A 26,735-nucleotide genomic window follows, 5' to 3' on the forward strand; every position below is an offset into this window, starting at 1 on the left:
ATATGAGTGAACGAGTGGAGACCTCCGACGCGGACTGGAACGGTGACGCGGAGGCGCTCCAGCAGTTTCGAGCGCTGGTGGCGACCGTCGACGGCGGCGTCTGCCGGCTCGATACTGACAATCGCTTCGTCGCGGTCGACGACGACTTTCGCGAACTGGTCGGCTACGAGCGCGACGAGCTCCGGAGCGAACACGTCTCGTTCGTCCTCCCCGAAGCCGATAGCGAGCGCCTCGAGGAGCGACTCGCCGAGCGAGCGGCGACGATCGACCGACGGGCCGAGCCGTTCGACCTCGAGGCGACGGTCCGCACCGGCGGGGGCGACTCGACCCCGTGCGAGCTCCGGATCGGGCCGCTGACCGACGACGGCGAGTTACAGGGGACTATCGTCGTCGTCCGGGACGTCGGCGAGCGCCTGCGGCGTCGACGGCGCGACCGCGAATTAGAGCAGTACCGCGCGATCACGGAAGCGGCCAGCGACGTGATCGTCACGGTCGACGGGGAGAGCACGATTCGAACGATCAACCCCGCAGTCGAGCCCGTCTTCGGCTACGAGCCGGACGAGCTCGTCGGCGAATCGTTGACGACGCTCATGCCCGACGGACTGGCCGACCGGCACCGCGAGGCGCTGGCGCGGTATCTGGATGGTGGCGACCGGACGCTCGACTGGGAGTACGTCGAACTGCCGGGGGTTCGCGCCGACGGCACCGAGATCCCGCTGGCGGTCTCGTTCAGCGAGGTCGAGTACGAGGGCGAGCGGTACTTCACCGGCATCATCCGCGACGTTTCCGAGCGGGAGGCCCGCGAACGGGAACTCCATCGGAAGGAACGCCGGTACGAGGCGGTTTTCGAAGATCCGAACATCCTCGTCGGACTGCTCGAGCCCGACGGAACGGTCCTCGATATCAACGGGACGGCCATGGAGTACATCGACGCCGACCTCGCGGACGTGACCGGCGAGCCGTTCTGGGAGACGCCGTGGTGGGGCGAGGGCGACGACGTGGGAGGCGACGTGAAACGGTGGACCGAGCGGGCCGCGGCCGGCGAGTACGTCGACTTCGAGGCCGACCTCACCCACTCCGACGGAAAGCAGTACACCTTGAACGGCTACTTCAGACCCGTCACGGACGACGACGGCGACGTCGTCTCCATCATCGTCTCCGACCGCGACGTCACCGAGCGCCGCGAGTACGAGCGCAAACTCGAGGAACGCGAGCGCCAGCTCTCGACGCTGATGGACAACGTCCCCGGAATGGTCTACCGCTGTCGCAACGAGCGAGGCTGGCCGATGGAGTTCGTCAGCGACGCCTGCGAGGCGCTGACCGGCTACGAATCCGACGCGCTCGAGCGCGGCGACGTGAGCTGGGGCGAGGACGTCATGCTCGATGAGGACCGACAGAAGACGTACGAGACCATCCAGCAGGCGGCGGACGAGGTGGAGACCTTCTCGGTGACGTACAGAATCGAGACCGCCGAGGGCGAGTGGCGATGGGTCAGGGACTACGGCCGCAGCGTCGTCGACAACGACGGGGACCTCGTCGTCGAGGGGATCATCGCCGATATCACCGAGCGCAAGGAACGCGAGCGCGAACTCGAGCAGTACCGCCGGATCGTCGAGACGATCGACGAGGGCGTCTACGTCCTCGACGGCGAGGGCCGATTCGTCACGGTCAACGAGGCGTTCACATCGATGTTAGGGGCCGACCGGGAGTCGCTGATCGGCGCCCACGCGTCGGTCGCGTTCGGCGAGGAACAGGTCTCGAAAGGAGACGATCTCCAGCGGGAGCTGCTCGCCGGCGAGACCGACGTCGCCGAACTCGAGGAACGGCTCCTGACCGACGACGAACCGATCCCGGTCGTGAGTCGGTTCCGGCCGCTCGAGATCGACGACGACGTCGGTCGCGTCGGTGTTGTCCGCGACATCACCGATCGAAACCGGCGCAAACGCGAACTCGAGCGGTACGCGGAGCAACTCGAGACGCTGTTCGACGTGTTGCCGGTCGGCGTCGTCGTCGCGAACGCCGACGGCGAGATCGTCGAGGCCAACGACGTCGCCCAGGAGATCTGGGGCGGCGACGTCTTCGACGCCGACTCCGTCGACGAGTACGCGCGGTGTCCGGTCCGGTGGGCCGATTCCGGGGAGCCGGTCGCCCCCGAGGAGATGACGCCGGCCCGGGTCGCCGCCGGCGAGGCGGTCGCCGAACCCGACGTCGTCGAGATCGACGCCGGCGACGGCACGGAACGGATCGTCGAACTCGAGGGGATGCCGATCCGCGACGAGGACGGCGACGTGATCCGCGGGGTCGTCACCATGAGCGACATCACCGAGCGGATCGAGCGCGAGCGCCGCCTCGAGGAACTGGTCGAGCGACTCGAGGAGTCAAACGAGCGCCTCCAGCAGTTCGCCTACGCGGCCAGCCACGACTTGCAGGAACCCCTGCGGATGGTCTCGAGCTACCTGCAACTGATCGAGAACCGCTACGGCGACGATCTCGACGCGGACGGGCGGGAGTTCCTCGAGTTCGCCGTCGACGGCGCCGAGCGCATGAAGGCGATGATCGAGGGCCTCCTCGAGTACTCCCGGGTCGATACGCGAGGCGACCCCCTCGAGCCGGTCGCCCTGGACGCCGTGCTCGAGGAGGTCCTCGCTGACCTGCAGTTCACGATCGAGGAGCACGACGCCGAAATCCGCAGTGAGCCGCTGCCCCGCGTCGACGGCGACGCCGACCAGTTGCGCCAACTCTTCCAGAACCTGCTGGACAACGCCATCGAGTACAGCGGCGACGAGCCGCCGCAGATCGAGATCACCGCCGAGCGCCGCGGCGACGAATGGACGGTTTCGGTCGCAGACGAGGGGATCGGCCTCGAGGTCGAAGACCAGGAGCGGATCTTCGAGGTCTTCCAACGCCTCCACAGCCGCGACGAACACGCCGGAACCGGAATCGGCTTGGCGCTCTGCGAGCGGATCGTCGAACGCCACGGCGGCGAGATCTGGGTCGACGCCGAGCCCGATGAGGGGGCGACGTTCTCGTTTACGCTGCCGGCGGCCGACGACGCGGCGTAACGCTCCGCCCGTGGATCGGTCGCGATCATGTCGCACCGTCGTCGGACGACGCTCGCGGCCACCGCAGGCCGTTCCGTTTCCGCCGCCGTCGACATTCGTCCGACGGAGTCGAGGACGGCTCTCTCCGTCAACGGAACGCGGGTCGCGGTCGACGACACGGGAACCGATGTTCCCGAACTGGTCGACCGGCTTCGCGAGTAGAACGGTCGCTCGTCTCGAGCGGGCCAGCCGACACGACGCCGCGTTCGGGGACCTCCACTCGAGATCGAGAGCCCGATGTGCGCTGGCGGTGATCACCGCGGGACTGAGCGGGCCGAAACGCCTCCCGAGTGGACGTTCTGAAATATTCGGGCGCGTTTATCGGTGTATGTTAACTAGTGTCGTAGAGTTAAAGGGCAACGATTCCTAATAGGAAACCGGGCTGGAGGGAACCACCACTATCACCTACCGCTCCAGCCCGTTCTACCATCCAATAAACATATCAATAATAGTTCTGCCTACTGCTAGCAAGCCTCTCACAACTCGCTCGAGGAGCCGATGATCCCAGGCGACGGCGTCGACGTCGCGGCCGCGCTCGCAATTCCGGGCGATCGTCACCGATCCCCCCGTATGCGATCTGTACTCGCACGAACTGAGAATTCAGCCCGGATTTCACGCTGCTCGAGCACACGGCGAGCGTCGGAATCGGTCGCTCGACGGGCGGGATGGACGACGACGTCCGATCCTCGTGTCATACAGTTCGCGCGCCGAGACGAACGCAGACATCCCCCTCACCTCCCTGCCGACCGTGCGACGTCTCCGGATCGGGAAACCTGTTCGCACACGCTTTCTGAAGCCACCCGACAAGCGGTAAATATAGGACGCAGACGGAGCGCTTAAGCGACTTTGTTCGGATTGGTGGGAGCATGGCCCCGGAAATTACGCGCATCGAGACGATGGAGTTCGAGTATCCCCTCGAAGACCTTGGAACGGACGGCAACGGCTTCAACCTGGTGTACGAACCGGGTTCTACCCTCCAGGCGACCCAACTCGCGCTCAAGGTTCACACCGACGTCGACGTCACCGGCGAGTACGTTCTCGTCACGTCGACCGCGCCCGACCAGATCGAGACGTACGCGGAGTACCTCGTCGGGAAGAACCCCTTGAAGCGCGAGCGCCACTGGAGCGAGATCAAACGCGCGCTCCGCAAGTACGACCGGATGGGGATCGGACCGCTCGATATCGCGTTGTGGGACTTCGCCGGCAAGTACTACGACGCGCCGATCCACGAGCTGCTCGGCACCTACCGGACTGAATTCCCGGCCTACGCCTCGACCTATCACGGCGACGATAACGGGGGCCTCGACTCACCGGAGGCGTTCGCGGACTTCGCCGAGGAGTGTCTCGAGCTGGGCTACCAGGGATTCAAGATCCACGGCTGGGGCGGCAGCGACGAGGCTCGCGATATCCAGCGGGAAGTCGAGACCGTCCACGCCGTCGGCGAGCGCGTCGGCGACGAGATGGATCTCATGTTCGATCCGGCCTGCGAGTACGAGACCTTCGCGGACGCGCTCAAGGTCGGCCGCGCCTGCGACGACCACGACTTCTTCTGGTACGAGGACCCCTACCGCGACGGCGGCATCTCCCAGCACGGCCACCGGAAACTCGGCGAGATGCTCGAGACGCCGCTTCTCCAGACCGAACACGTCCGCGGGCTGGAACCCCACGCGGACTTCGTCGTCAACGACGCGACCGACTTCGTCCGGACCGATCCCGAGTACGACGCCGGTATCACCGGCGCGATGAAAGTCGTCCACATGGCCGAAGCGTTCGGGCTGGACGTCGAGTTCCACGCGCCCGGGCCGGCCCACCGCCACTGCATCGCCGCCACCCGGAATACGAATTACTACGAACTCGCGCTGGTCCATCCCGACTGCGACAACACCACGCCGCCCATCTACGAGGGCGGGTACTCCGACCAACTCGAGGCCATCGACGAGAACGGTCGCGTCGAAGTCCCCGACGGCCCCGGACTCGGCGTCGACTACGACTGGGACTATATCGAGGACAACCTGACCGACGAGGTCCACGTCTTCGATTGAGCTGCTAATCGGTTGTCTGACGGCTACCTACAGATACGACTCCCTCAGTTGGTGTCTCCGTTGAGACGCATGGTGCGGGTTTTACCGGTTATCTAGTCCAATGAATCGATGTGGGTCGCTGAGGCTGGAAATCGGCTGCTACCTGTCGAATGTAGTTCGTGAGGAAAACATTCCGCCCGCCCCGATTTGAACAGCTGAGAGACGGTCTCGCTCGCTTCGCTCACGGTTAACCGTTCGCATCGCGGTTCTCACTTCGTTCCGAACCGCACACCGCTCGCGGGCAAGCGACTCTCATGTTCAAATCGTGTTGGGATCTCCTTTTCGGGATTCCAGCGACTCGCTCCGCTCGTCGTTTGGAATTCTGAAAAGTCCGCCCTCCCCGATTTGAACGGGGGGCAAGTCGATCTACAGTCGACTGCTCTACCAGTCTGAGCTAAGGGCGGGCGTACCTCAACATAGTCGCCGTCGGTCACATAAGGGTTATTATTCGCGTCGGTGCGACCGCCGTGTCTTACAGCGCGATCAACATGATTGATATAGTTGGAGTGTCAATGCTCGCGTAGCTCCGAATGAGTAAGATCACGTTCCGCGCCGACGACGACCTCGTCGACGAACTCGAGGCGCTCGAGATCTCCAAGAGCGAAGCGATGCGAGAGGCGCTGCGCTCGTATCTCGGGGCCGACGGGCGGTCGGAACGTGACGGTGCGGCGAGCGAGGCCGGGACGGGCGCGATCGACGAACTGATTCGCCAGCGGGTCGACGAACGGATCGACGAACGCCTTCGGGAGCTAGATCGGGGCGTTCGAACGCGCGACCGCCGCGGACCGAACGAGTTCTCCGTTACCGTTTCGCTCGCGGACGACGCACGTGACGGGCGGTCGGAACTCGCGGGCGACCGCGCGCGTAGCGTCTCCCAGCAGTCGGACGATCCGGTCGAGAACACCGCCCCCGCCAGTACGGACGAGCAGCCGGCGGTGAACGACGACGGTCCCGCCCAGTGTGGACAGTGTGGCGAGGTGGTCGCAGACGACCACGTCTTCTGTCCCAACTGCGGGGAGAAGGCGTCGCGACGGCTGTTCTGTGAGTGTGGTGACGAGGTCCGTTCGGACTGGTCGTTCTGTCCCGGCTGCGGTCGTCGGACGCCGGCGGCAGACGTGCTCGGACGTGACACTCCGTCATAAGGACCTATGTAAGACACGGATAGTCGTGTCCGACGAAAGTTTTATTGTGTATGGGAGTATTCCACTTATTCGCGTAAGACGGTCGTCTTACAACGGTCGGCAAACGCCGAAAAACGCCCGATGTCGGGCGGCTCCGTGTAAGACACGCCGCGTCTGACAGGGGCGCGCGCCGTCTTACCCCAAGGGGAATACAACAATGGAGCGTGTGACACTGCGAATTCCGAAACAGCAGATCGAGGAAGTCGAACAACTGGTCGACTCGGGCGAGTTCCCGAACCGGAGCGAAGCGATCCGGTCGGCCGTTCGCGAGATGATCAACGAACAGAGCGACGGACCGAGCGAGCAGTCCGGCAAACACAACTGGGCCAAGGTGTAACGATGCAGGATATCGTTCAAGACGCACTCGAAAACGCCGAACAGGAGTCCCGGGAGATGGAAGACATGGACGAGGACGAGTTCGGCGACCCTCGAATCGTCATCGTCGGTGCGGGCGGTGCGGGTAACAATACGATCAACCGGCTGTACAACATCGGCGTCGACGGTGCCGATACCGTGGCGATCAACACGGACAAGCAGCACCTCAAGATGATCGAGGCCGACACGAAGATCCTGGTCGGCAAGTCCCTCACCAACGGGCTCGGCGCTGGCGGCGACCCATCGATGGGCGAGCGCGCGACCGAGATGGCCCAGAGCACGATCAAGGAGGTCCTCGGCGACGCGGACCTCGTGTTCGTGACCGCCGGGATGGGTGGCGGAACCGGTACCGGTGCCGCTCCCGTCGTCTCCAAGATCGCCAAGGAGCAGGGTGCGATCGTCGTCGGCATGGTCTCGACGCCCTTTAACGTCGAACGTGCGCGTACGGTCAAGGCCGAGGAAGGCCTCGAGAAACTGCGCGAGCAGGCCGACTCGATCATCGTGCTCGACAACAACCGGCTGCTCGACTACGTCCCGAACCTCCCGATCGGCAAGGCGTTCTCGGTGATGGACCAGATCATCGCCGAGACCGTCAAGGGCATCTCGGAGACGATCACCCAGCCCTCGCTGATCAACCTGGACTACGCCGACATGTCGACGATCATGAACCAGGGCGGCGTCGCCGTCATGCTGGTCGGCGAGACCCAGGACAAGAACAAGACCGACGAGGTCGTCAAGGACGCGATGAACCACCCGCTGCTGGACGTCGACTACCGCGGCGCCTCCGGCGGACTGGTCCACATTACCGGCGGCCCCGACCTCACGCTGAAAGAGGCCGAGGGCATCGCGGACAACATCACCGAGCGCCTCGAGGCCTCGGCGAACGTCATCTGGGGCGCGCGGATCCAGGACAACTACAAGGGCAAGGTGCGGGTCATGGCGATCATGACCGGCGTCCAGAGCGCGCAGGTGCTCGGTCCGACGACCCAGAAGCAGGCCGACAAGTCCCGCAAGAGCATCGAGGGATTCAACCAGGCCGACTTCGACGCGAGCAACAACGTCGAGGAGGCGGGCTCGCGGACGCGAGGCTCTAACGCGCACAGCGACGGCGGCCGCGAAGAGGTCGAGAAACAACACGGCGTCGACGTAATCCGGTAATCGACGCGCCGCGAGCGAGCGCTGCTCGAACCGCCACTGCGACGGCATCGGCACACCTGACACACCATCCGCCGTCCGCGGCAGGCGGTCCGAGATACGACACACCACTACTCGCGGACCGATCGACGGATCGGATCCGGTTTTCGGCGTTCGTCTCGAGTCCCTGAGTGACGAGTCTCGAGAACGATAGCAGTCGCTTTCCCTCCCGTTTACGACCGTATACGACGGTAGATCTCCAGATCTGTCTACGGACGAACGAGTAGAATCCCCGCAGCGTTGGTCGCTCGGCAGCAGCGACGGGCACATTGCCCTCGTTCTCGTCACAATGGGGCCGATCGGCTGGTCGATATTCGCGCCGCTGCTCTCGTCGGCATCGTGCAAGTGTACCGAAACCGGGTTCGAGACGGCGAGAGTACTGGATCGCCCAACTACTGTCCTAACTGCGGTTCGGCCCTCGAGTACGACAGTATCGACGAAGAAACGGACGACGGCGAGTGGGCGGTCCGCTACTGTCCGGGCTGCGGCGCACTGCTGGGTTCCGACCGTGTGACTACTGCGATACCGCCCTCTGGCGTTCGTCCCCGTTCGAGTCAGTTCAGACCAGCGACTCGAGCAGCGAACACTTCCGACAGATTTCGCGGGTCGTCGTCGATCCGCATTCGGCGCATTCCCGGAGGTCGGCACCGTCGTCACCGCTGAACTCGTCGGCGGCAATCGCGGCCAGATCCTCGTAGCCCGCGAGGATCGAGTGGCGGGTGCCGGGATGGTTCTCCTCTAAATCGTACAGCAACTGCTGGATCTCGCCGCGGTAGGCCTCGCTCGCGTGGGGACACTCCGTGATGTGGGCGGGGAGGTCGTTTACGTGGGCGTAGAGGGCGACCTCCTTTTCGGGGACGTCCCGCAGCGGCTTGGCACGCGGAACGAACTCACCCTGTTCCTCGCGCTCGGAGAGGGCGCCGAGGCTGGCGTCGAAGTGTTTCGCGATCTGTTCGACGTCGCCCTCGAGGAAGTTCATCAGCGCCGTCTGGGCCTCGTCGTCGAGATTGTGGCCGGTCAGCAGGAGGTCGGCCTCGAGTTTCTCGGCGTACTTCTCCAGGAGGTCACGGCGGAAGACGCCGCAGTAGGCGCAGGCGGCCATGTTCTCGGGGTCGTCCTCGACGACGTCGTCCATCCGGACGCCGAACTCCTCCTCGTAGGAGACGAGTTCGTGGCGGATCCCCAGGTCGTCGGCGAGTTCGACGCAGGCGTCGATCGACTTGTCGCGGTAGCCTTCGATCCCCTCGTGGATCGTCAAGCCGACGAGTTCGATACGCGGGTCCTCGGCGAACGTGTCGTGGAGGATCTGCGTCAGGACGACGCTGTCCTTGCCGCCGGAGAGGCCGATCACCCACGTCTGGGGGTTCTCGGGCGTCGCGTCTCGCGGAACCAGATCGTCCCGCCGCACTCGGCGGCGCACTCGCTTCTCGACCGACTCGCGGAAGTGATCCGCACAGAGGTGTGCCCCGGAGTAGGCGGCGTGCATCACCGCCTCCTCGCCACACCGGTTACAGTCCATTAGCGGTCCGTTGTCGGTCGCCGCCCATCACGGTTTCGTCTACGAGAGGGTGACTCGAGACCGTCGATAGTCGCTGGCGAGGTCCGAGTCCGCTATTCGACGAAAACGCCTTTCAGGCGCCCCCGAGACGGGCCAGACATGACGGCCTACGACAGGTCCCCGTCGACCGGCTACCGACTCGTCGACGAGTTCGACGGCGGGGTCGGCTGGCTCGCTCATCCCGATGAGACCGGTCGACGTGCCAGTCACGCGCTGGTCGGCGCGGACGATCGGCTCTGGTTGTTCGATCCGCTCGAGGCGCCCGGAATCGACGACGAACTCGAGCGCAGAGGCGAGGTCGCGGGCGTCGTCGTCTGTTCGGACTACCACGCTCGCGACGCGGCCGCGTTCGCCCGTCGATACGACGTTCCGGTCTTCGTTCCGTCATGGCTTGACCGGGCCGTCGATCGATTGTCCGAGACCGACCCCGAGTTCGAGCCCGTCACCGACGAGATCGGTGCGTCCGGATTCGCCGTCCGCGAGGCGAGTCCGTTCCCCGGCTGGCACGAAGCGATCGCGTATCGTCGATCGAACGGGACGCTGTACGTGCCCGATCTCCTGGGGACGGCGCCCCCGTACCTCGCCGACGACGAACGGCTCGCCGTCTACCTGCTGGCGCGTCTCACGCCACCGACGTCGGCGTTTACGGGGATCGCGCCGGAGCAGATTCTCCTCGGGCACGGTACAGGAATTTTGGAGGATGCGACAGTGGCACTCGCCGACGCGTTCGCGACCGCTCGCCCCGGGTTCCTCCGCGCACTGGCCACTAACGGTCGGTCGCAGTTCCGGGTGCTGATCGACGCGCTCTGACCGACGGTGACGGGACAAGTCTTTTAGTAATCGTTTGATATTCCCACACATAGAGAAGCGAATCGTCGACGAGTGCCGTCGTTCCCGAACTCACAATGGAATCGAGGACCAGTCGACTTCGAAGCGCCGTCGGAATCGCGTTCACGTACCTTCTCGTCGGGGTGTCGTGGATCATCGTTACTGACTACGTCGTGCTGGAACTGGTCGGCGATCCGCAGACGACGGCGCGGCTCCAGACTGCGAAGGGCTGGCTCTTCGTCAGCGGGTCGACCGGTCTGGTCTACGCGCTCGTGCGCTCGAATCAGCGGCGCCACGAGCGGACGACCGACCGACTCGAGCACGCGCTCCAGCAGACGAGCGTGCTGCACCGACTCCTGCGGCACAACCTGCGGAACAACTGTAACGTCATCCGGGGCAACGCCGAACTCCTCGAGGCGAACGACGAGGTTCCGGCGGACGTCGACCCGTCCCTCGCGGAGATCAAACACCAGACGGATCGACTGGTCGAACTCGGATCCAAGACGCGGTGTCTCCGGGACGCCGTCCTCGACGGGAACGAGCCGGTTCGCCGGCTGGACCTCACTGCGGCGATCGACGCCGTCGTCGACGACGTCCGCGATGGCCATCCGGCGGCGACGATCGAAACCGATCGTCCCGAGACGTGTTACGTGCGGACGACGCCGAAGATCGAACGCGCGCTCCGGGAACTGCTCGACAACGCCATCGAACACAGCGAGCGGGCGGATCCCGCGGTTCGCATCGCGGTTCGGCGAACGGGCGAGGGCATCGATATCGTCGTCGACGACGACGGCCCCGGGCTGCCGGCGACCGAGCGAACCGTCCTCGAGGAGGGGATCGAGTCGCCGATGACCCACTCGGAGGGGCTTGGCCTCTGGATCGTTCGGACGATCGTCGTACAGGCCGGCGGTAGTGTGAAACCGGTCGAGAAGTCGTCAGGGACGACCATCGTGCTCTCGCTTCCGGACTGATGGACTCGAGCGAGATCGTCACGGGCTTGTCGTCGTACGACGGGTGAGCCGCGACCTTCAGGCCGGTACCGGATCCGTCTCTTCTTCGGATTCGTCGTCCGCTTCGACGGCCGCGGCGCCGTCTTCGAGGGCGGCAAGCAGGGTCTCGAGATGGCGCTCACGGCTCGCGGAGGAGAACAGCTCGTGCCCGCCGTCGTAGAGCACGACGTGTTCGGCGGGGACGCGTTCGCCGATCGGCCGGAGGCTAATCACGGGGTCGCGCAGCGAGCAGAAGACGACCGCGTCGTGATCGATCGTCAGCAGTTCCTCTTGGGCGCGGCGCGTCTCGCGGACGAACGCCGGCGAGACCCAGTCCGGCGTCGTCTCGAGCTGGTGGTCGGTGGCCTCCTCGCCGATCGCCTCGCGGTCGAGCCCGGACACCGGGAGGCAGGGCAGCGTCGTCGGCAGCTTCGAGACGGCCTCGAGCAGCGGCTCGGGGAACGTCTCGCCGTAGCCCCACCACGGGCTCAGGTAGACGTGGTTGTCCGCGCCGTCTAGGGCCTGTGCGATCAGCGCGCCAGCGCTGTGGCCCAGCAGCTGGTACTCCTCGAGATCGCGGACGTACTCGGCGATCGGCTCGAGCCAGTCGGCTTTGAAGTCGTCGATGTTCGTCGGGAGTTCGAACGCGTGGACCCGGTAGCCGGCCTCGGTCAGCTTCCCGATGAGCCAACTGACGTTCTCGTGGGTCCAGCGGTTGCCCCAGCCCATGACGAACACGAGTTCCTCCTCGCCGTCCTCGTTGAAGATCCGGTGTCGCATAGGATTCCGTTCGCCGGGAACCGATAAAAAAGGTCCTCTCCTGACACAAGCGTCGCGGCCGGCTCGAGCCTCGAGCGACAATCGACGGCTCTGTCGCTCGTCGCGGTCTCGAGCGCGCCGAAGAAACCGTTTTGCGACTCGAGCCCGCACGTACGCGTCATGAATGGATTTGACCGCGACGACGCGGTCGACCGCCTCGAGACCCTCGTCGACACCGTCGAGAGCGAGCGCATGCCGGTCCCGGTCCGGGAAGTGTGGGCCTTCGGCGATATCGCGCTCGGGCTCGATCCCGTCGAACGACTGGACATCTACGTGACCAAGGACGTGCTGATGCGCGACGACAGCGGCGATAGCGAGGCCGACGCCGACGAACTCGCCGCCGAGTACGATATCGAGGGGATCGGCAAGTCCGTCCGGGCCGACTGGGCGGCCGCGCATCCGGAGTACCTACGGGCCAACGCCAACGGCCACGCCGCCCCCGAGAAGTGTCTCGCCGCCCACCTGCTGGGCGACGACGAGCCGATCCACCTCGAGGTCTGTAACTCGCCGTTCGAGGACAACGTCACCCAGCGGCTGCGCGGGGCGCAGCTGCGCGAGGATTACACCCGATTGCTCGACCCCCGCGGCGTCTGTCTCTGGGCCGACGGCACCACGAGCGAGGAGGCGTTTCGCAAGCTCCGGGAGAGCGAACTGGCGCTGCCGACGCTCTCGCAGGCCCTCGAGATGCTCGGGTTAGACGAGACCGACGCCGAGACCGCGGCCCAGGAGCTTCACGCCTGGCGCGAACAGCAGGACGGCGTGACCGTTCGCGGCGACGTCGTCTGAATTCGATCGATTCGGGTTTCGTTCGAACTCGCTTCTGGTTTGACTCGAAGAACGGGACGGAGGCGCGAATTCTGTACCGTGGCAACGGGGGATTGCCACTCCCTCCCCAGCCGACTCGCTCCCTACGGTCGCTCATCCCTCGCACGCGTTCGAGCCACGACTCGCGGGTCGCTCGTCGCGTCTCAGCGCGCGCCACCGCACGCTGGATGGGGAATTCGGGGACAGTGTCGACTGCCGCTTTCGACGACCGATATCAGACGACTGCAGGCACTACGCTTTTCGAGGCGACCGACCCACCATCGCCCATGTCCAACGAACGACCGACAGCCGAGGAACTGCGACAGGGCGTCACCGTCGAGATCGTGCAGGGCGATCAGGACGTCGAGTCGACGGACACGGAACCGATTATCGGCGAGGTCGGGACGATCTACGGCGACGATCCCCAGGGACCGGAGGTCGAACTGAAAAGCGGCGTCGTCGGCCACGTACAGGCCATTCGACACGACGAGTAGCCGCTCGAATTACGTTTCCTCCCAACGCGTCCGTCGGACACCGGAAGACGGTGACCGGCACTCTGTCCGTCGGAAAGCGGAGTCTGCCGGCCGAATCCATTTCCGACCGATCGTTGAGGTCAGGACATGGCCGACTCGAGTCGTCTCGCGCTCGTTCGTGACGTCGTCGCGGTCGCCCACGAACGCCAGCTCAGCGTTACGGCGGCGGGGCTGGCCTTCCACGCGTTCAACACGCTCGTTCCGCTGGTCATCCTGGCGCTGGTCGGCGCCTCGCTGATCGACGGCCTCGAGCCGCTGGTGTCCACGCTGGAGACGGCGGCCGGACTCGAGGGGACGGTGACCGGCGGCGGCCTCGAGGAGATGGCCGGTGGCAGCGCTCGGACGCGGGCGGCGCTGCTCGCCGTGGCGGTCCTGCTCTGGAGCGCCGTCCGGCTGTTTCAGGCGATCAACAGCGCGTTCACGGACGTGTACGGAGCCCGGACGGACGAGTCGTACGTGGCGACGGCGGCGACGGTCACGCTCGTCACGGCCCTCTACACCGTCCTCGTGACGGCGACGATCGCGGTCGGCGTCGCGTTGGTTACCGTCGTCGGTATCAGCCTCTCGGTGGTCGTCAACGGCGGCTGGACGACGGCCGGCAGCACACTGCTGCTGGCCGGCCTGCTGCTCGCGGTCTTCTTCCCGATGTACTACCTGTTCCCCCAGCCCGACGTCTCGGTCGGCGAGGTCCTTCCCGGGACGGCCTTCGCGGCGGTCTCCTGGACCGTCCTGGCCGTCGGCTTCCGGTTCTACGTCTCGACGTCCGAGAGCGTCGCCCTGTTCGGGATCGCTGGCGCCGTCCTGTTGATCCTGACGTGGGTGTACCTGGGCGGGCTCTGTCTCCTGCTCGGAGCCGTTCTCAACGCCGTCCGCGCGGATCACGTCGATCCCGAAGAGAAGTGGGTCCCGATGGAAACGGCGTGGCCGGTCGATCGAACCGACTAGCTACCACGAGTTGATCTATATCGTCCGGTACGCCTCGAGTCAGCTACGGCTGGTATCAGCGGCTACGACCGTCGTCAATCCCCACGGACGTCACAAGTCGGATCCCCGATCCTGCGATTCGTACCATCCTGCGGCGATCAGCGAGAGCGCCAGTAGCGAGATGCCCGTGACGACGCCGGAACTCACTCGGTCGCCGATTCCGACGTCGACGAGGCCGCTGCTGGCCAGTACGGCACCGATCGCGATCGCGGTCGCGACACCGGTCAGTAGCAGTAAGCGGTCTCGAAAACCAACCATCGCGTCAGCCCGTAGCCAGTCGGCCGGGATAAGGGGTCGGCCTGAGCCTGAACGATCCGTTAGCGAGTTAGAACGTTACACGCCGGTGGTGCCGACGCGATCGAACTGTTCGACCTGCGCTCCTGTCCGCTGCTCGCTGCGGCGTTACTCCGGGCGTCCGTCCTCGCGAAACGCGGCGTCGATCGTCCGCGCCCGCCCCTCACCGATCCCCTCGACCTCCGTGAGGTCCTCGAGGGAGGCCTCGAGCAGCGACTCGACGGTGGGATAGCGCTCGTAGAGCGTCGCGGCGAGTTCGGGACCGATCCCCTCGATACAGCCGTACATGCGCTTGGTCGTGGGTTCGCGACGGCTCGGAACGGAGCCGACCGACAGGCGACGGCTCGAGGGCTCCTCGACGTGCTTTCGCCCCAATCGGATCGCGTAGTCGACGAGGTGCGCGCGGTCCGTACAGGGGACGACCGGCACCTCGTGGCGGGCCGTGATCGAGGCCATCGAGCCCCGGACCGACTCGGGGGAGACGGCCGTCCGCAGGGTCGCGAGATCGGCGAAATCGCCCTCGAGGAGGACGTAGGAGTGGTCGTAGGCGGCGGCCATGCGCTCGACCTGATCGGTGAGGTCCGATCCCGAGCGGCCCATCGCGCTGTTGACGTAGTCCCGCAGAGTCTTGCGTTCGATGCCGACCGAATCGATCGCGAGGTCGCCGGTCGACAGCCGGTCGACGACGACCTCCGTCACGTCGGGGTGATCGCGGACGGCCTCGACGAGGCCCGCGGGCTCCCGATCGTCGACGGTGACGGCGACGCGCATGCCCGATACCAGGGCCTCGAGACGGGTACGGGTATCGGTCCGTCGCCTCGCACGGGCCGAGGAGAAGCGATGGATTCTATCGCTCCGAGCCCCTACGTACGGCGAATGGTTACCGCAGGAATCGACGACGGTGGAACCGTGCTCGTCGTCGAACCGTCCGGAGCGGACCCGGCGCCGCTGCTCGATTCGCTCGACTCGCGGCGGAACGACGAGGCGGTCTCGAGCGCGGCGGCGGCCCTCGAGGCCCTCGAGACGCGGTCGGTCGACTGCGTCCTGACGCCCCAGTCGGTGGCCGACGCCACCGGCCTCGAACTCGTCGAACGGATCCGCGACCGCGATCCGGACGTTCCGATCGTCCTCGCGCCCCGCGAGGGCGCCGGCGGCGAGAGCCTCGCCGGCGACGCGATCGCCGCGGGTATCACGGAGTACGTGCCGGCCGATCGCGACGCCTCGGCCCTCGAGGCGGCCGTCGAACGGGCGATCGAGGCGGGCCGCGACCGGCGCGAGCGCCGCGAGCGCGCCCGCCAGTTCGGCGCGGTGTTCGACGATCCCGAGACGTACGCGTGGGTGCTGGAGCCGGACGGACGAGTGCGTCGGGCCAACGAGCGCGCCCTCGAGGCGCGCGGAACGCCCGACGCGGCCGGCGCCGACGTTCGCGGAGAGTCGTTCGCGGCGCTCCCGCTGTGGAACCGCCTCGAGGAGGACCGATCGACGATCCGGACCGCGGTCGACCGAGCGGCGAACGGGACGGTCGTCCACCGCGAGGTGACCCTCGAACTCGGCCGCGGGGCGCGGACGAACGGCGCGGGTGCGGACACGGACGCCGGCGTCGAAACCGAAACCGGCGCTGGAGCCGATACGGCCGACGACCCGCGGACGCTCGAGGTGGTAGTCCGACCCGTTCGCGACGAGTCCGGGACCGTCGTCTCCCTGCTCGCGCGGGCGAACGACGTCACCGAACGGGCCCGACTCGAGCGTGAACTGCGCGAGTCGGAGGAGCTCCACCGGGTGACGCTGAACAACATGACCGACACCGTCCTCATCGCAGACGACGACGGGGCGTTCACCTACGTCTGTCCGAACGTCCACTTCATCTTCGGCTACACCGACGAGGAGATCTACGAGATGGGGACGATCGACGACCTCCTGGGGTCGGAGCTCTTCGATCGCGAGGAACTGGAGCGGGAGGGCGTGCTGACCAACATCGAGTGTACGGCCACCGATAGGGCGGGCCGCGAGCACACGCTGCTGGTCAACGTCCGCGAGGTCGCGATCCAGGGCGGGACGACCCTCTACAGCTGTCGCGACGTCACGACGCGCAAACGTCGCGAGGAGGCCCTGACCGCGCTCCACCGAACCGCGCGGGAACTGCTCTACGCCGAGAGCGACCGCGAGATCGCCGACCGTGTCGCGGCCGACGCCGCCGACGTGCTCGGCCTCGAGGCCAGCGGCGTCTACCTCTTCGACGACGAGGAAAACGTCCTCGAGCCGGTCGCCGCCTCGCCCGGGATGGATCGTCTCCACGGGCCGCTCTCGCGGCATCCGGTCGGCGAGGACAGCGTCTCGGGACGTGCGTTCATCGACGGCGAGTCCCGGTTCTTCGCGGACGTCCGCGACGCCGAGGCGCTGGCGGACCCGACGACCGATATCCGGGGCGCAGCGGTCGTCCCGCTGGGCGATCACGGCGTCTTCCTCGCGGCCTCGTCGGAGCGCGACGCGTTCGACGACGTCGACCGCGAACTGACCGACCTGCTGGCGGCGACGGCCGAGGCCGCCCTCGATCGGGTCGAACGCGAGCGGTCCCTCCGCGAGCGCGACCGGGAACTCAAGCGCCAGAACCGACGGCTCACGCGGCTCGATCGGATCAACGAGATCATCCGCGAGATCGATGCGGCGCTGGTTCGGGCCGAGACCCGCGAGGAGATCGAGACCGCCGTCTGCGAGCGACTGACCGCCGCCGACCGGTTCGCGTTCGCCTGGATCGGGACGACCGATGCCCCGGGCGAGCGACTCGAGCCGAGCACCCACGACGGGGCCGGCCGCGGCCGGGACTACCTCGACGGCGTCTCGCTCTCGCTGGCCGACGCGGCCGAACCCGCGGCCCGCGCGGCGGCCGACGGCGCGGTGACGGTCGTCTCCAACGTCGCCGACGGGCTCCGCGAGGAGCCGTGGCGCTCGGCGGCGCTCTCGCGGGAGTACCAGTCCGTCGCGGGCGTGCCCCTGGCCTACGACGAGTTCACCTACGGCGTGCTGGCCGTCTACGCTGATCGGCCCGACGCCTTCGACGAGGTCACGCGGAGCGTCCTCGCGGAACTGGGCGAGACGATCGCCTCCGCCATCGCCGCCGTCGAGCGCAAACAGGCGCTGCTGACTGACTCCCGGACCCGCCTCGAGTTCGACGTCGGCGACGACGGCTTCGTCTTCTCGCGGCTGGCCCGGCGGGCCGACTGCGTCCTCTCGTTCGACGGCGGCGTCCGCCTCCACGAGGACGGCGCCGCGGTGTTCGCGACCGTCGAGGACGCCACGGCGGACGCCGTCGTAGATGCAGCCGCCGATCTCGTCGCCGTCGAGGGCGCTCGAGCGGTCGGTTCCGGGGACGACGAGACCGAGGCCACGGACGATCACGGGGGGACAGTCCTGCTCGAACTGGCGCCGCCGTTTCTGGCGTTGCGCCTCGCGGACCACGGCGTCGTGCTCCGCAGCGTGGAGGCGTCCCCCGACGGCGCGCGCGTCGTCGTCGACGTTCCGCCGACCGTCGACGCGGGCAACAGCGTCGACGTCGTCTCGAACGCGTTCGACGACGTCGACCTCCACGCCAAGCGGACCGTCGACAGAACGACCGCGCGCGACCTCCGGAGCGAACTGCTCGAGCGACTGACCGAGCGCCAGCTCGAGGTCGTCCAGCTGGCCTACTACGGCGGCTACTTCGAGTCGCCCCGTGAGCAGTCCGGCGAGGAGATGGCCGCCACGCTCGGCATCTCCTCGGCCGCGTTCTACCGTCACGTGCGGGCGGTCCAGCGGAAACTCTTCGTGCTCCTGTTCGACGAGCTCGGCCTCCCGGCAAACGCTGCGCCAGGGGTTGAATAGTGAACCCCGGCTAACCATCGACGCTAGCTATCCTACGAATATACCTATCCTAATATCCTTATTATTCCTAAGTGCCGTGACCGATCTCTCCATGAAAGACGTTCCACTCGCCCCCGACGAGGAATCGACCTACGAGTGCTTCGACTGCGGAACCGTCGTTCGCGCGCCGTCGGGAACGACCTGCCCCGACTGCGGCAGCGACATGCGTAATCGCGGTACACCGATCGAGTAACCCAATTCCGACTTCATGGCTTCGAACCAGCAGTCGACGGCACCACCCGAGGAGCACCGCCCGGTCGAGTCGACCGAACCCGAAACCGCCCTCGAGACCGCGCGCAGACAGCTCGATCGCGCCGCGACCCACCTCGAGATCGACGATGCCGTCCTCGAGCGGCTCAAACACCCCGCGGCGGTCCACGAGGTGGCCGTTCCGCTCGAGCGCGACGACGGGAGCGTCGACGTCTTCACCGGCTACCGCGCCCAGCACGACAGCGTCCGCGGGCCGTACAAGGGCGGCCTCCGATACCATCCCGAGGTGACGCGCGACGAGTGCGTCGGCCTCTCGATGTGGATGACCTGGAAGTGCGCGGTGATGGACCTCCCCTTCGGCGGCGCGAAGGGCGGCATCGTGGTCGATCCCAAGTCCCTGTCCGACGAGGAGACCGAGCGGCTCACGCGCCGATTCGCACAGGAGATCCGCGACGTGATCGGGCCGACGACGGACATCCCCGCGCCAGACATGGGCACCGGTCCGGAGACGATGGCCTGGCTGATGGACGCCTACAGCATGCAAGAGGGCGAGACCATCCCCGGCGTCGTCACCGGGAAACCCCCCGTCATCGGCGGCTCCCACGGCCGCGAGGAGGCGCCCGGCCGCAGCGTCGCCATCGTCACCCGCGAGACCTGCGACTACTACGGCTACCCGCTCGAGGACGTCACCGTCGCCGTCCAGGGCTTCGGTAGCGTCGGCGCGAACGCGGCGCGCCTCCTCGACGAGTGGGGTGCGACCGTCGTCGCCGTCTCCGACGTCAACGGCGCCGTTTACGACCCCGACGGGATCGACGTCGCCGACATTCCGTCCCACGACGAGGAGCCCGAGGCGGTCACCGCCTACGCCGCGGCCGTCGGCACGGACGTCGACCGGCTCTCGAACGACGAACTGCTCGAACTCGACGTCGACGTCCTCGTGCCGGCCGCCGTCGGCAACGTGATCACCGCGGACAACGCCGACGCGATCGACGCGGACATCGTCGTCGAGGGCGCCAACGGTCCGACGACGTTCGCGGCCGACACCATCCTCGAGGAGCGAGGGATTCACGTGGTCCCCGACATCCTCGCCAACGCCGGCGGCGTCACCGTCTCGTACTTCGAGTGGCTCCAGGACATCAACCGCCGCGCCTGGAGCCTAGAACGGGTCCACGAGGAACTCGAGACCGAGATGGTCGACGCCTGGTCGGCCGTCCGCGACGAGGTCGAGGCGAAGGACCTCACGTGGCGCGACGCGGCCTACGCCGTCGCGCTCTCGCGGGTCGCTAAGGCCCACGAAGCGCGCGGGCTCTGGCCCTGAGACAGGTTGTTCTTCCAGTCCGATCTTCCCGGCGCGGTCGGGTCACCGTTTCAAGGCCGTGGCGAGCGTACCACGACGAGCATGTCCGCCCAGGGAACCATCACGATCGTTCCGAGCGTCCACTTCTCGCCGACCCACCGGCGTCGGGTCCGGTCGACGATCCGCGAGACCGAACCGGACGTCGTCGCCGTCGAACTCGACGACCGGCGGTACGACCGCCTCGAGGAGCGAAGTGGCCGCAGCCCCCTCGAACTGGCCCGGGAGTTACCGCCGGCGACGGCGGCGGCCTACACCGTGTTGCAGACGGTCCAGCGGACGGTCGTCCGGCTGTACGGGCTCGATCCCGGCCAGACCGACATGGAGGCGGCCGTCGAGACCGCGGCCGAACTGGACAGAGACGTCGCGCTGATCGACGATCCGATCGCGGAGACGCTCTCCGCGCTCGCCGACCGCGTCGGGCCGGAACTGCTCCCGAAGCTGTTCGCGCGCACCCAGCGGATGGGACCGGACCGACAGGCCAAACAGCTCGAGCTGCTGACGACGTCGTTCGAGGAGATCACCAGCGGCGAGGACGTCCAGCCGGCGATCGAACAGATGCGGCTGCTCCTCCCGGAGCTGACCGAGGTCATGATCGACCGCCGCGACCGATCGATGGGGCGGCGGCTTCACGCGCTCCGCAGCGAGGGCCACGACGTCGTCGCCGTCGTCGGCGCGGGCCACCATCTGGGTATCAAACGAACGCTCGAGGACCTCGAGGCCCGGGACCGCGATGCGGGCCCGCTCGAGTCGGCGGAGACCGAGTACCGGGAGTTCGACGCGGATGCGACCGTACCGATCCGCTCACCCACCCGGAGCGTCACCCGGATTCCGATCGAGTGACGCCCACTCAGCGGTCGAGGTACGCCATCGCTTCCTCGTCGGTCACCTGTCCGAACTCGCGGTAGAACTGGCCGACCGCGCGGAACGACTCGGGCGTCTCGAGGGCGATCACCTCGTCGGCTTCGCGCTCGAGGTCGGCGACGCCGCGTGGCGAGCCGACCGGAACTGCCAGCGCGACGTACTCGGCGCCCGAATCCTGCACCTGTCGGAGACAGGCCGTCGCGGTCGCGCCGGTCGCGACGCCGTCGTCGACGACGACCGCGCGCTTCCCCTCGAGGTCGGCCAGTCCCGACCGATCCCGCGGCCGGTAGCGATCCGCTTTTTCCGCGGCGTTTTCGGCCTCCTCCTCGCGAATCTCTTCGAGGTAGTCCTCGGAGACGCCGAGTCGCTCGAGGAGGTCGTCGTTGTACCAGACGCTGCCGTCGCTGGCAACCGCGCCGATCGCCAGCTCGGGGTTCCCCGGCGCGCCCATCTTCCGGGAGACCACCACGTCGAGGTCCGCGTCCAGCGCGTCCGCGACCGGCCGCGCGACGGGCAAGGCGCCGCGGGGGATCCCGAGGACGATGTCGGCCTCGAGGCCGCGGGACTCGAGTTCGGCGGCGAGCCGTTCGCCGGCGTCGGTTCTGTCGTCGAACATACGACTCGCTACGACGGCCACATACTATGCCTTGGTGTGGCACACGACGGGATCGACGGCGGTGAGGAGACCGCCCGCGGTGGCGCGCGCTGAAGACGCGCTCGAGTCTCTGCGAGAGTGCGTCGTCGATACCGCGCGTGGTCTTCGTGAACGGAGTGAGCGAAGGCTTGGAAGACGCGAAGCGTCTTCCTGTGGATGAGCGAGTGACTGGAAGGAACGAACGAATCGGCTGGGGAGGAGGTGGCAATTCCCCGTTGCCAGTCGTAGCAGAACGCTCGAGGTCGTAGTGTGGGATATCGAACTACGATCGACTCCGAACCGATAGGCGCGTCGGTATAGAACCGTAACTCGCCTGCCGAACGTCTACCCGTCCCGCTTCTGGAAGTGCGGTATGGGACGACTGCAGCGAACGCTCTCGAACATCTCCGAGGAAGAGATCGACAACGGCCGGATCGGCATCGTCGCCGGGTCGATCGAGTACCCCAACCAGCCGGCGCTCGTCGGTCGCGCGGCGCTGCGAACCGGTTCCGATCACGTCCGGACGTTCGTCCCCGATCCGATCTACGAGATCGTCGCGGGGCAGGATCCGAACCTGCTGGTCGACCGCTACGCGGGCGAACAGTTCGAGGAGAGCGCGGTCGAACGCACCCGCGAGATAGGCGAGTGGGCCGACGCGCTCGTGATCGGCCCCGGCCTCGTCGACGCCGATCCCGAGGCCGTCTGCGAGGCGATCGACACCGTCGACGTCCCGATGGTCGTCGACGCCCTCGCCCTCGAGCCGTCGCTCGATGCCGACCTCTCGAACGCCGTGCTCACACCCAGCGACGCGGAGGTCGGGCCGGTCCGCGACGAGTACGGCTCGCTCGACGAATTCACGACGGAGACCGGCGCCGTCGTCGCGCTGACCGGCGACGTCGACGAGATCGTGGCCGACGGCGAGCGGCTCGAAAACGAGACGGGGACGTCCGCGATGACCGTCGCCGGCACCGGCGACACGATGGTCGGCATCGTCGCCTCGCTGCTCGGCCAGGAGATGGACCGGCGCGAGGCGGCCGAACTGGGCGCGTGGATCCTCGGAAAGTCCGGCGAACTGGCGACGGCCGACCACGGACCGGGCGTCGTCGCGACCGACGTGATCGAGCGCATTCCGGACACGATCCGCTGAGGTCGAACGGGCGCCGATCCGCTGCGTACTGAGCGCGTCCCGACCGGCCTCGCCACGGGAAACCATTACCTCTCGCTCCGTCGTCACGTCGAGTGAGATGTCCGACCTGACTCCCGAATCCGCGACGCGATCGGCAGACGAACACGAGGTCGACCACCCGCTCTTCGCCGCCTGCTACGACTTCCTCCCAGAACCGGAGGCCCTCGAGGCCGAGCGCGGCTACCTCGCCCGGAACCTCTCGGGTTGCGCGCTCGAACTGGGCTGTGGCACCGGGGACATGTTCCCGTTCGTCGTCGACGGCACCGCGGGCGATCTCGAGTACCACGCGATCGAACCGGATCCGAACATGCGCAAGCGGGCGGCCGAGGCCGCCCGTGAGGCCGGACTCGCGGTCGACCTCCGGGACGCCCGCGCCGAGTCGCTACCCTACCCCGACGACAGCTTCGACGTCGTCCTCGCCGGCGTCGTCTTCTGTACCGTGCAGGATCCCGACGCCGCGCTCGAGGAGGTCGCCCGCGTACTGAAGCCCGGCGGCGAGTTCCGCTTCCTCGAGCACGTCGGCGCCGACGGCTGGCGCGGGAGCGGGCAGCGACTGCTCGATCCCGTCTGGAAGCGCGTCGCGGGCGGCTGTCACCTCACCCGCGACACGGTCACGCGCTTCGTCGACCACGAGGCGCTGGCGGTCGAAGAGATCGATCGCCTCGACGACGGCGTCTTCCCGGCGACGCCGATCGTCCGGGGCACGCTGCGACGACGGCAGGACGGCGTTCTCGGGTGACCCGCCCCTCGAAGAGCGATCGATTCGCCGCTCGAGACGGTCCGGGCGTCGCTTTCGGCGGAATCGATCGAACCCCGGATCCTGCAGGTGGAACCGTTTCCCGCGCGTCCGTGGTAGGCACCACTATGTCCGAACCGGATCGAGAGCCGACGGAGAAGCCGACGACCTCCAAGGAGGAGGCCGAGGCGGAGACGAAATGGATGACCCGCAACTGGATCGGGATCGCAGTCGTCTCGATCCTGGGGCTGTGGCTGCTCGTGCTCGGCGCGATGCAGGCGACCGGGCTAGTCGATATCTTCGCCCCGATCGCCGACTCCGGAGCCGCGCAGTGGGGCGTGTTCTTCGCCATGGCGGTCGTCCTGATCATCCTCGCCGGCTGGAGCTGGAAGGCCATCGCCAGCTAAGGGCCTCGCCGCCTCGCGACCGATCCGCGCCGCTTCGCAACCGATCCGTTTCTCGCGGTCACTCGCCGTCCGCTTCCAGCACCGCTCGATTCCGGATCCACGCGTCCGCGCCGAACTTGCGGTCGGCGAGGTCGCGGGCCGTCTCGAGTTCGGCCTCCCGCCACGTCGATTCGTCCGCGTCACACCACTCCCCCAGCGCCGTCGCCAGCGTCTCGACGGCCGCCTCGCGATCGATCCCCGCCTGCTCGCGAACGCTCGTCACGCGGTCTGTGAACGTCGCCGGCTCGAGGTCGGTATCGAAGACGCCGACGTGGCGCTCGGGCTCGAGGTCGTAGCTGATCGACCCGTGCTGGATGACGACGTCGCGCTGGCGGTACTGTGCGTTGCCGCTGATCTTCTTTGCGTCCGCGCCCGCATCGGCGGGTGCGACCACGTCGTGGGCCGGATTGATATCCCGGAGGTAACAGGAGGGCCGGTAGATCGACGCCTGCTCGGTCGCGGCGAAGTCGGCGTCGACGCCCATCTCCCGGAGCCCCTCGAGGATCGGCTCGCAGAACAGTTCGTAACAGTCCATCAGGTCTCCCGGCACCTCGTCGGCGGGCGCGACGATCGTGTAGGAGATGTCCGCGTCCCGATCGTGGTAGATCCCGCCCCCGCCGGTCTGGCGACGGGTGACGTCGATCCCCTCGCGCTCGCAGTACTCCCAGTCGACGGTGTCGGCGTCCTGGCGATACCCCAGCGACAGCGTGCTCGGCTCCCACGAGTAGACCCGAACCGTCCGCAGGTCGTCCTCGAGGGCCGTTTGCGCCGCGATCTCCTCGAGGGACATCTGTAGGTCCCCGGCGCGGGGCTCGTCCCGGATCAGCCGCCATTCCCGGTCGGCGAGGTCGCTCATACCTGCCGGTCATCGGCGACCGAGTTAGTGGTTGCGTCGTCTCCTTGCGGATCGCTGCGGGTCCACCGCCAGTGGTCCGTATCGCGCCTCCAGTGAGCCGGCGGTCGGTAATAACAATACTGTAGAAGAAGTTAGCAACTACCATTATCTATAAACGTCATTTTATTACCAATGCTGGATCAGCGCCGTCGAACCGTCCTGAAGCGCGGTACGGCAGTCGCATCGCTCGGCCTCTCGACGGCCGGTTGCCTCGATTCGCTCGCCGGGAGCGGTGACCTCGAGACGCTGTCGGTCGCGTACGTGCCGATCTACCCGAACATGCACCACTACGTGATGACCGAAGAGAGACTCTACGACGATGTCTCCGCGGACGTGACGCCCGAACGGTTCGCGTCGGGGCCGGACGTCGTCAAAGCCTTCGCCGGCGACGAAATCGACGTCGCCTTCTTCGGCGTCACGCCGGCGATGGTGCTCGTCGACCGCGGGAAAGCGGCGGGCGTTCTGACCGTAAACTCCTGTGAGGGGTTTCGCGTGATGGGAACGTCGGCGTTCGCGACCCTGTACGACGACCACGGTCGCGACGCGTTCTCGCGGTTCGAGTCTCGAGAGGGCCGAAAACCGCGGATCGGTGCGGCGCCCGACGGCAGCGTTCCCGACGCGGTGTTGCGCTACTGGATCGAGCGAGACCTCGACCTCGGCGAACTGGAATCGGTCGCCTCGAAATCGACGGTGCCGCCGGCGAGGACCCCGCAGGCGATGGCGTCGGGCGACCTCGACGCGACGATGATTCAGGAACCGTACGCGACCGCCATCGGCGACGGGGACGACGATTTCCAGTCGGTCGCGTGGTCGGGCGACGTCTTCCCCGACCACCCCGTCACCGTCATGTTCGCCCAGGAGCGCGTCCTCGAGGCGACCGACCTTTCGAGGGAACTCGTCGCGGCGCACCTCGAGGCCACCGAGTTCATCCGCGAGAACCCGGAGATGGCCGCCGAACACGCGAGTACGGTCATCGGTTCCGGAACGAGCGACGAGCGCGCCGCGGCGGCGATGGAGTCGAAGGCGGCGAACTTCTACTCGGACCCCCACCGGATCGCCGATCCGACCGAACGGATCGCACGGTACGTCGCCGACGTCGGCAACACCGATGCGGTGGTCTCGAACGAGGAACTGTTCCACTTCGACGCGTACGACGCGGTTCGCGAATGAGCGTCGATATCGACCTCGAGGCGGACGGTCGGACGGGACGACTCGTCGGCGGCGATCCGATCCGACTCGTCCGCGGGACGGTCGGGATCGCCGCCTTCCTCTCCCTCTGGTGGCTCGCCGCGCGGGCGACGACACCGTCGTATCTCCTCCCGGGCCCGGTCGCGTCGGCGGGCGCGTTCGTCGATCTCTTCGTCCGGCGGAGCTCCGTCGACCTCCCGATCGCAGGGACTACGGCGGTCCCGGTCGGGCTGTACAAACTCGGCCAGAGTCTGTTTCACTACGTTCCCGGTCTGGTCGTCGGGAACGTCGCCGGAATCGCAGTCGGCGTGGCGATGGGCTGGTCGACTCGCGTCGACGACTACCTCCGGCCGGTCGTCCGGCTCCTCCGACCGATCCCGCCGCTGGCGTGGGTGGTCTTCGCCATCCTCTGGTTCGGTATCCACCACACGGGTGCGGCGTTTATCGTCTTCATCGGCGCGTTCTGGATCACCCTCTACGGCGCCTACAGCGGCGTCGAGGGCGTCCCGAGGGAGTACCTCGAGGTCGCGTCCGTGCTCGGCGTCGATTCCGACCGAACGCTGCTCCGAAATCTCGTTCTCCCG

25 protein-coding genes and 1 tRNA gene are annotated in these 26,735 nt (G+C 67.0%); 19 read left to right on the plus strand and 7 right to left on the minus strand.

Annotated elements, in window-relative coordinates; translation table 11 throughout:
- The first annotated feature begins 2 nt into the window (after window positions 1-2).
- Together C477_RS09490 and C477_RS09495 are read left to right on the plus strand one after the other, a co-directional pair.
- Window positions 3-3,062: a PAS domain S-box protein gene (locus C477_RS09490; RefSeq protein WP_008894258.1), complete on the plus strand. Its 3,060-nt coding sequence runs from the start codon at window positions 3-5 to the stop codon at window positions 3,060-3,062.
- A gap of 905 nt (window positions 3,063-3,967) precedes the next feature.
- Window positions 3,968-5,143 carry an enolase C-terminal domain-like protein gene (locus tag C477_RS09495; protein WP_008894259.1) on the plus strand — a complete coding sequence of 392 codons (1,176 nt, stop codon included), beginning with the start codon at window positions 3,968-3,970 and terminating at the stop codon, window positions 5,141-5,143.
- Between the two features lie 369 nt (window positions 5,144-5,512).
- Here C477_RS09495 and C477_RS09500 read toward each other — a convergent pair.
- A tRNA-Tyr gene (locus tag C477_RS09500) sits at window positions 5,513-5,586 on the minus strand.
- Between the two features lie 126 nt (window positions 5,587-5,712).
- On the opposite strand from C477_RS09500, the gene C477_RS09505 reads away from it, so the two are divergent.
- From C477_RS09505 to ftsZ, 3 genes are all read left to right on the plus strand, one after another.
- On the plus strand, window positions 5,713-6,324 hold the full coding sequence (locus C477_RS09505; RefSeq protein ID WP_008894260.1) for a double zinc ribbon domain-containing protein: 612 nt from the start codon (window positions 5,713-5,715) through the stop codon (window positions 6,322-6,324).
- Window positions 6,325-6,520: 196 nt separating this feature from the next.
- Window positions 6,521-6,700 carry a ribbon-helix-helix domain-containing protein gene (locus C477_RS09510; RefSeq protein ID WP_008894261.1) on the plus strand — a complete coding sequence of 60 codons (180 nt, stop codon included), beginning with the start codon at window positions 6,521-6,523 and terminating at the stop codon, window positions 6,698-6,700.
- 2 nt (window positions 6,701-6,702) lie between these two features.
- Window positions 6,703-7,896, plus strand: a complete 1,194-nt coding sequence (gene ftsZ / locus C477_RS09515) for a cell division protein FtsZ (RefSeq protein WP_008894262.1) — start codon at window positions 6,703-6,705, stop codon at window positions 7,894-7,896.
- Between the two features lie 595 nt (window positions 7,897-8,491).
- Here the strand turns inward: ftsZ and ncsA are convergent.
- Window positions 8,492-9,451 (minus strand): tRNA 2-thiolation protein NcsA, encoded by a 960-nt coding sequence (ncsA, locus tag C477_RS09520; protein WP_008894263.1) that lies wholly within the window; start codon window positions 9,449-9,451, stop codon window positions 8,492-8,494.
- 138 nt (window positions 9,452-9,589) lie between these two features.
- Between ncsA and C477_RS09525 the strand changes: the two genes are divergently transcribed.
- Together C477_RS09525 and C477_RS09530 are read left to right on the plus strand one after the other, a co-directional pair.
- Window positions 9,590-10,300: a hypothetical protein gene (locus tag C477_RS09525; RefSeq protein WP_008894264.1), complete on the plus strand. Its 711-nt coding sequence runs from the start codon at window positions 9,590-9,592 to the stop codon at window positions 10,298-10,300.
- A 95-nt stretch (window positions 10,301-10,395) separates the two neighbouring features.
- Window positions 10,396-11,289 (plus strand): sensor histidine kinase, encoded by an 894-nt coding sequence (locus C477_RS09530; protein WP_008894265.1) that lies wholly within the window; start codon window positions 10,396-10,398, stop codon window positions 11,287-11,289.
- 57 nt (window positions 11,290-11,346) lie between these two features.
- Here C477_RS09530 and C477_RS09535 read toward each other — a convergent pair whose 3' ends face one another.
- The gene (locus C477_RS09535) at window positions 11,347-12,087 is read right to left on the minus strand and encodes an alpha/beta fold hydrolase (protein ID WP_008894266.1); all 741 of its coding nucleotides are present in this window, start codon (window positions 12,085-12,087) and stop codon (window positions 11,347-11,349) included.
- A gap of 159 nt (window positions 12,088-12,246) precedes the next feature.
- Between C477_RS09535 and C477_RS09540 the strand changes: the two genes are divergently transcribed.
- From C477_RS09540 to C477_RS09550, 3 genes are all read left to right on the plus strand, one after another.
- Window positions 12,247-12,912 (plus strand): DUF7095 family protein, encoded by a 666-nt coding sequence (locus C477_RS09540; protein ID WP_008894267.1) that lies wholly within the window; start codon window positions 12,247-12,249, stop codon window positions 12,910-12,912.
- A gap of 305 nt (window positions 12,913-13,217) precedes the next feature.
- Window positions 13,218-13,424: a DUF2196 domain-containing protein gene (locus C477_RS09545; RefSeq protein WP_008894268.1), complete on the plus strand. Its 207-nt coding sequence runs from the start codon at window positions 13,218-13,220 to the stop codon at window positions 13,422-13,424.
- A 126-nt stretch (window positions 13,425-13,550) separates the two neighbouring features.
- Window positions 13,551-14,408 (plus strand): YihY/virulence factor BrkB family protein, encoded by an 858-nt coding sequence (locus C477_RS09550; RefSeq protein ID WP_008894269.1) that lies wholly within the window; start codon window positions 13,551-13,553, stop codon window positions 14,406-14,408.
- A gap of 90 nt (window positions 14,409-14,498) precedes the next feature.
- Here C477_RS09550 and C477_RS09555 read toward each other — a convergent pair whose 3' ends face one another.
- Window positions 14,499-14,705 (minus strand): hypothetical protein, encoded by a 207-nt coding sequence (locus C477_RS09555; protein ID WP_008894270.1) that lies wholly within the window; start codon window positions 14,703-14,705, stop codon window positions 14,499-14,501.
- A gap of 144 nt (window positions 14,706-14,849) precedes the next feature.
- On the minus strand, window positions 14,850-15,512 hold the full coding sequence (locus tag C477_RS09560) for an ERCC4 domain-containing protein (RefSeq protein ID WP_008894271.1): 663 nt from the start codon (window positions 15,510-15,512) through the stop codon (window positions 14,850-14,852).
- Between the two features lie 105 nt (window positions 15,513-15,617).
- Here C477_RS09560 and C477_RS09565 point away from each other — a divergent pair, with 105 nt between their 5' ends.
- The 4 genes from C477_RS09565 (at window position 15,618) to C477_RS09575 (ending at window position 21,045) form a co-directional block, all read left to right on the plus strand.
- Window positions 15,618-18,599: a bacterio-opsin activator domain-containing protein gene (locus tag C477_RS09565; protein ID WP_049914459.1), complete on the plus strand. Its 2,982-nt coding sequence runs from the start codon at window positions 15,618-15,620 to the stop codon at window positions 18,597-18,599.
- A 91-nt stretch (window positions 18,600-18,690) separates the two neighbouring features.
- Window positions 18,691-18,831 carry a rubrerythrin-like domain-containing protein gene (locus C477_RS23505; protein WP_008894273.1) on the plus strand — a complete coding sequence of 47 codons (141 nt, stop codon included), beginning with the start codon at window positions 18,691-18,693 and terminating at the stop codon, window positions 18,829-18,831.
- 15 nt (window positions 18,832-18,846) lie between these two features.
- On the plus strand, window positions 18,847-20,166 hold the full coding sequence (gene gdhB, locus C477_RS09570) for a glutamate dehydrogenase GdhB (RefSeq protein WP_008894274.1): 1,320 nt from the start codon (window positions 18,847-18,849) through the stop codon (window positions 20,164-20,166).
- Window positions 20,167-20,247: 81 nt separating this feature from the next.
- Window positions 20,248-21,045 (plus strand): TraB domain-containing protein, encoded by a 798-nt coding sequence (locus C477_RS09575; RefSeq protein ID WP_008894275.1) that lies wholly within the window; start codon window positions 20,248-20,250, stop codon window positions 21,043-21,045.
- A gap of 7 nt (window positions 21,046-21,052) precedes the next feature.
- On the opposite strand, the gene C477_RS09580 is transcribed toward C477_RS09575, so the two are convergent.
- A complete protein-coding gene (locus C477_RS09580; RefSeq protein ID WP_008894276.1) occupies window positions 21,053-21,682 on the minus strand; it encodes a phosphoribosyltransferase in 630 nt (209 codons plus the stop codon).
- 391 nt (window positions 21,683-22,073) lie between these two features.
- On the opposite strand from C477_RS09580, the gene C477_RS09585 reads away from it, so the two are divergent.
- The 3 genes from C477_RS09585 (at window position 22,074) to C477_RS09595 (ending at window position 24,029) form a co-directional block, all read left to right on the plus strand.
- The gene (locus C477_RS09585; RefSeq protein ID WP_008894277.1) at window positions 22,074-22,847 is read left to right on the plus strand and encodes an NAD(P)H-hydrate dehydratase; all 774 of its coding nucleotides are present in this window, start codon (window positions 22,074-22,076) and stop codon (window positions 22,845-22,847) included.
- 97 nt (window positions 22,848-22,944) lie between these two features.
- On the plus strand, window positions 22,945-23,625 hold the full coding sequence (locus C477_RS09590; protein WP_008894278.1) for a class I SAM-dependent methyltransferase: 681 nt from the start codon (window positions 22,945-22,947) through the stop codon (window positions 23,623-23,625).
- Window positions 23,626-23,750: 125 nt separating this feature from the next.
- Window positions 23,751-24,029 (plus strand): hypothetical protein, encoded by a 279-nt coding sequence (locus C477_RS09595; protein ID WP_008894279.1) that lies wholly within the window; start codon window positions 23,751-23,753, stop codon window positions 24,027-24,029.
- Window positions 24,030-24,087: 58 nt separating this feature from the next.
- On the opposite strand, the gene C477_RS09600 is transcribed toward C477_RS09595, so the two are convergent.
- Window positions 24,088-24,924, minus strand: a complete 837-nt coding sequence (locus C477_RS09600) for a lipoate--protein ligase family protein (RefSeq protein ID WP_008894280.1) — start codon at window positions 24,922-24,924, stop codon at window positions 24,088-24,090.
- 171 nt (window positions 24,925-25,095) lie between these two features.
- Here C477_RS09600 and C477_RS09605 point away from each other — a divergent pair, with 171 nt between their 5' ends.
- Window positions 25,096-26,133, plus strand: a complete 1,038-nt coding sequence (locus C477_RS09605) for an ABC transporter substrate-binding protein (RefSeq protein WP_008894281.1) — start codon at window positions 25,096-25,098, stop codon at window positions 26,131-26,133.
- Window positions 26,130-26,735 (plus strand): ABC transporter permease (locus C477_RS09610; RefSeq protein ID WP_008894282.1); only part of this gene is annotated, 606 nt, incomplete at its 3' end. The genes C477_RS09605 and C477_RS09610, both read left to right, overlap by 4 nt.

The sequence above is a fragment of the Haloterrigena salina JCM 13891 genome (assembly GCF_000337495.1).
Lineage (GTDB): Archaea > Halobacteriota > Halobacteria > Halobacteriales > Natrialbaceae > Haloterrigena > Haloterrigena salina.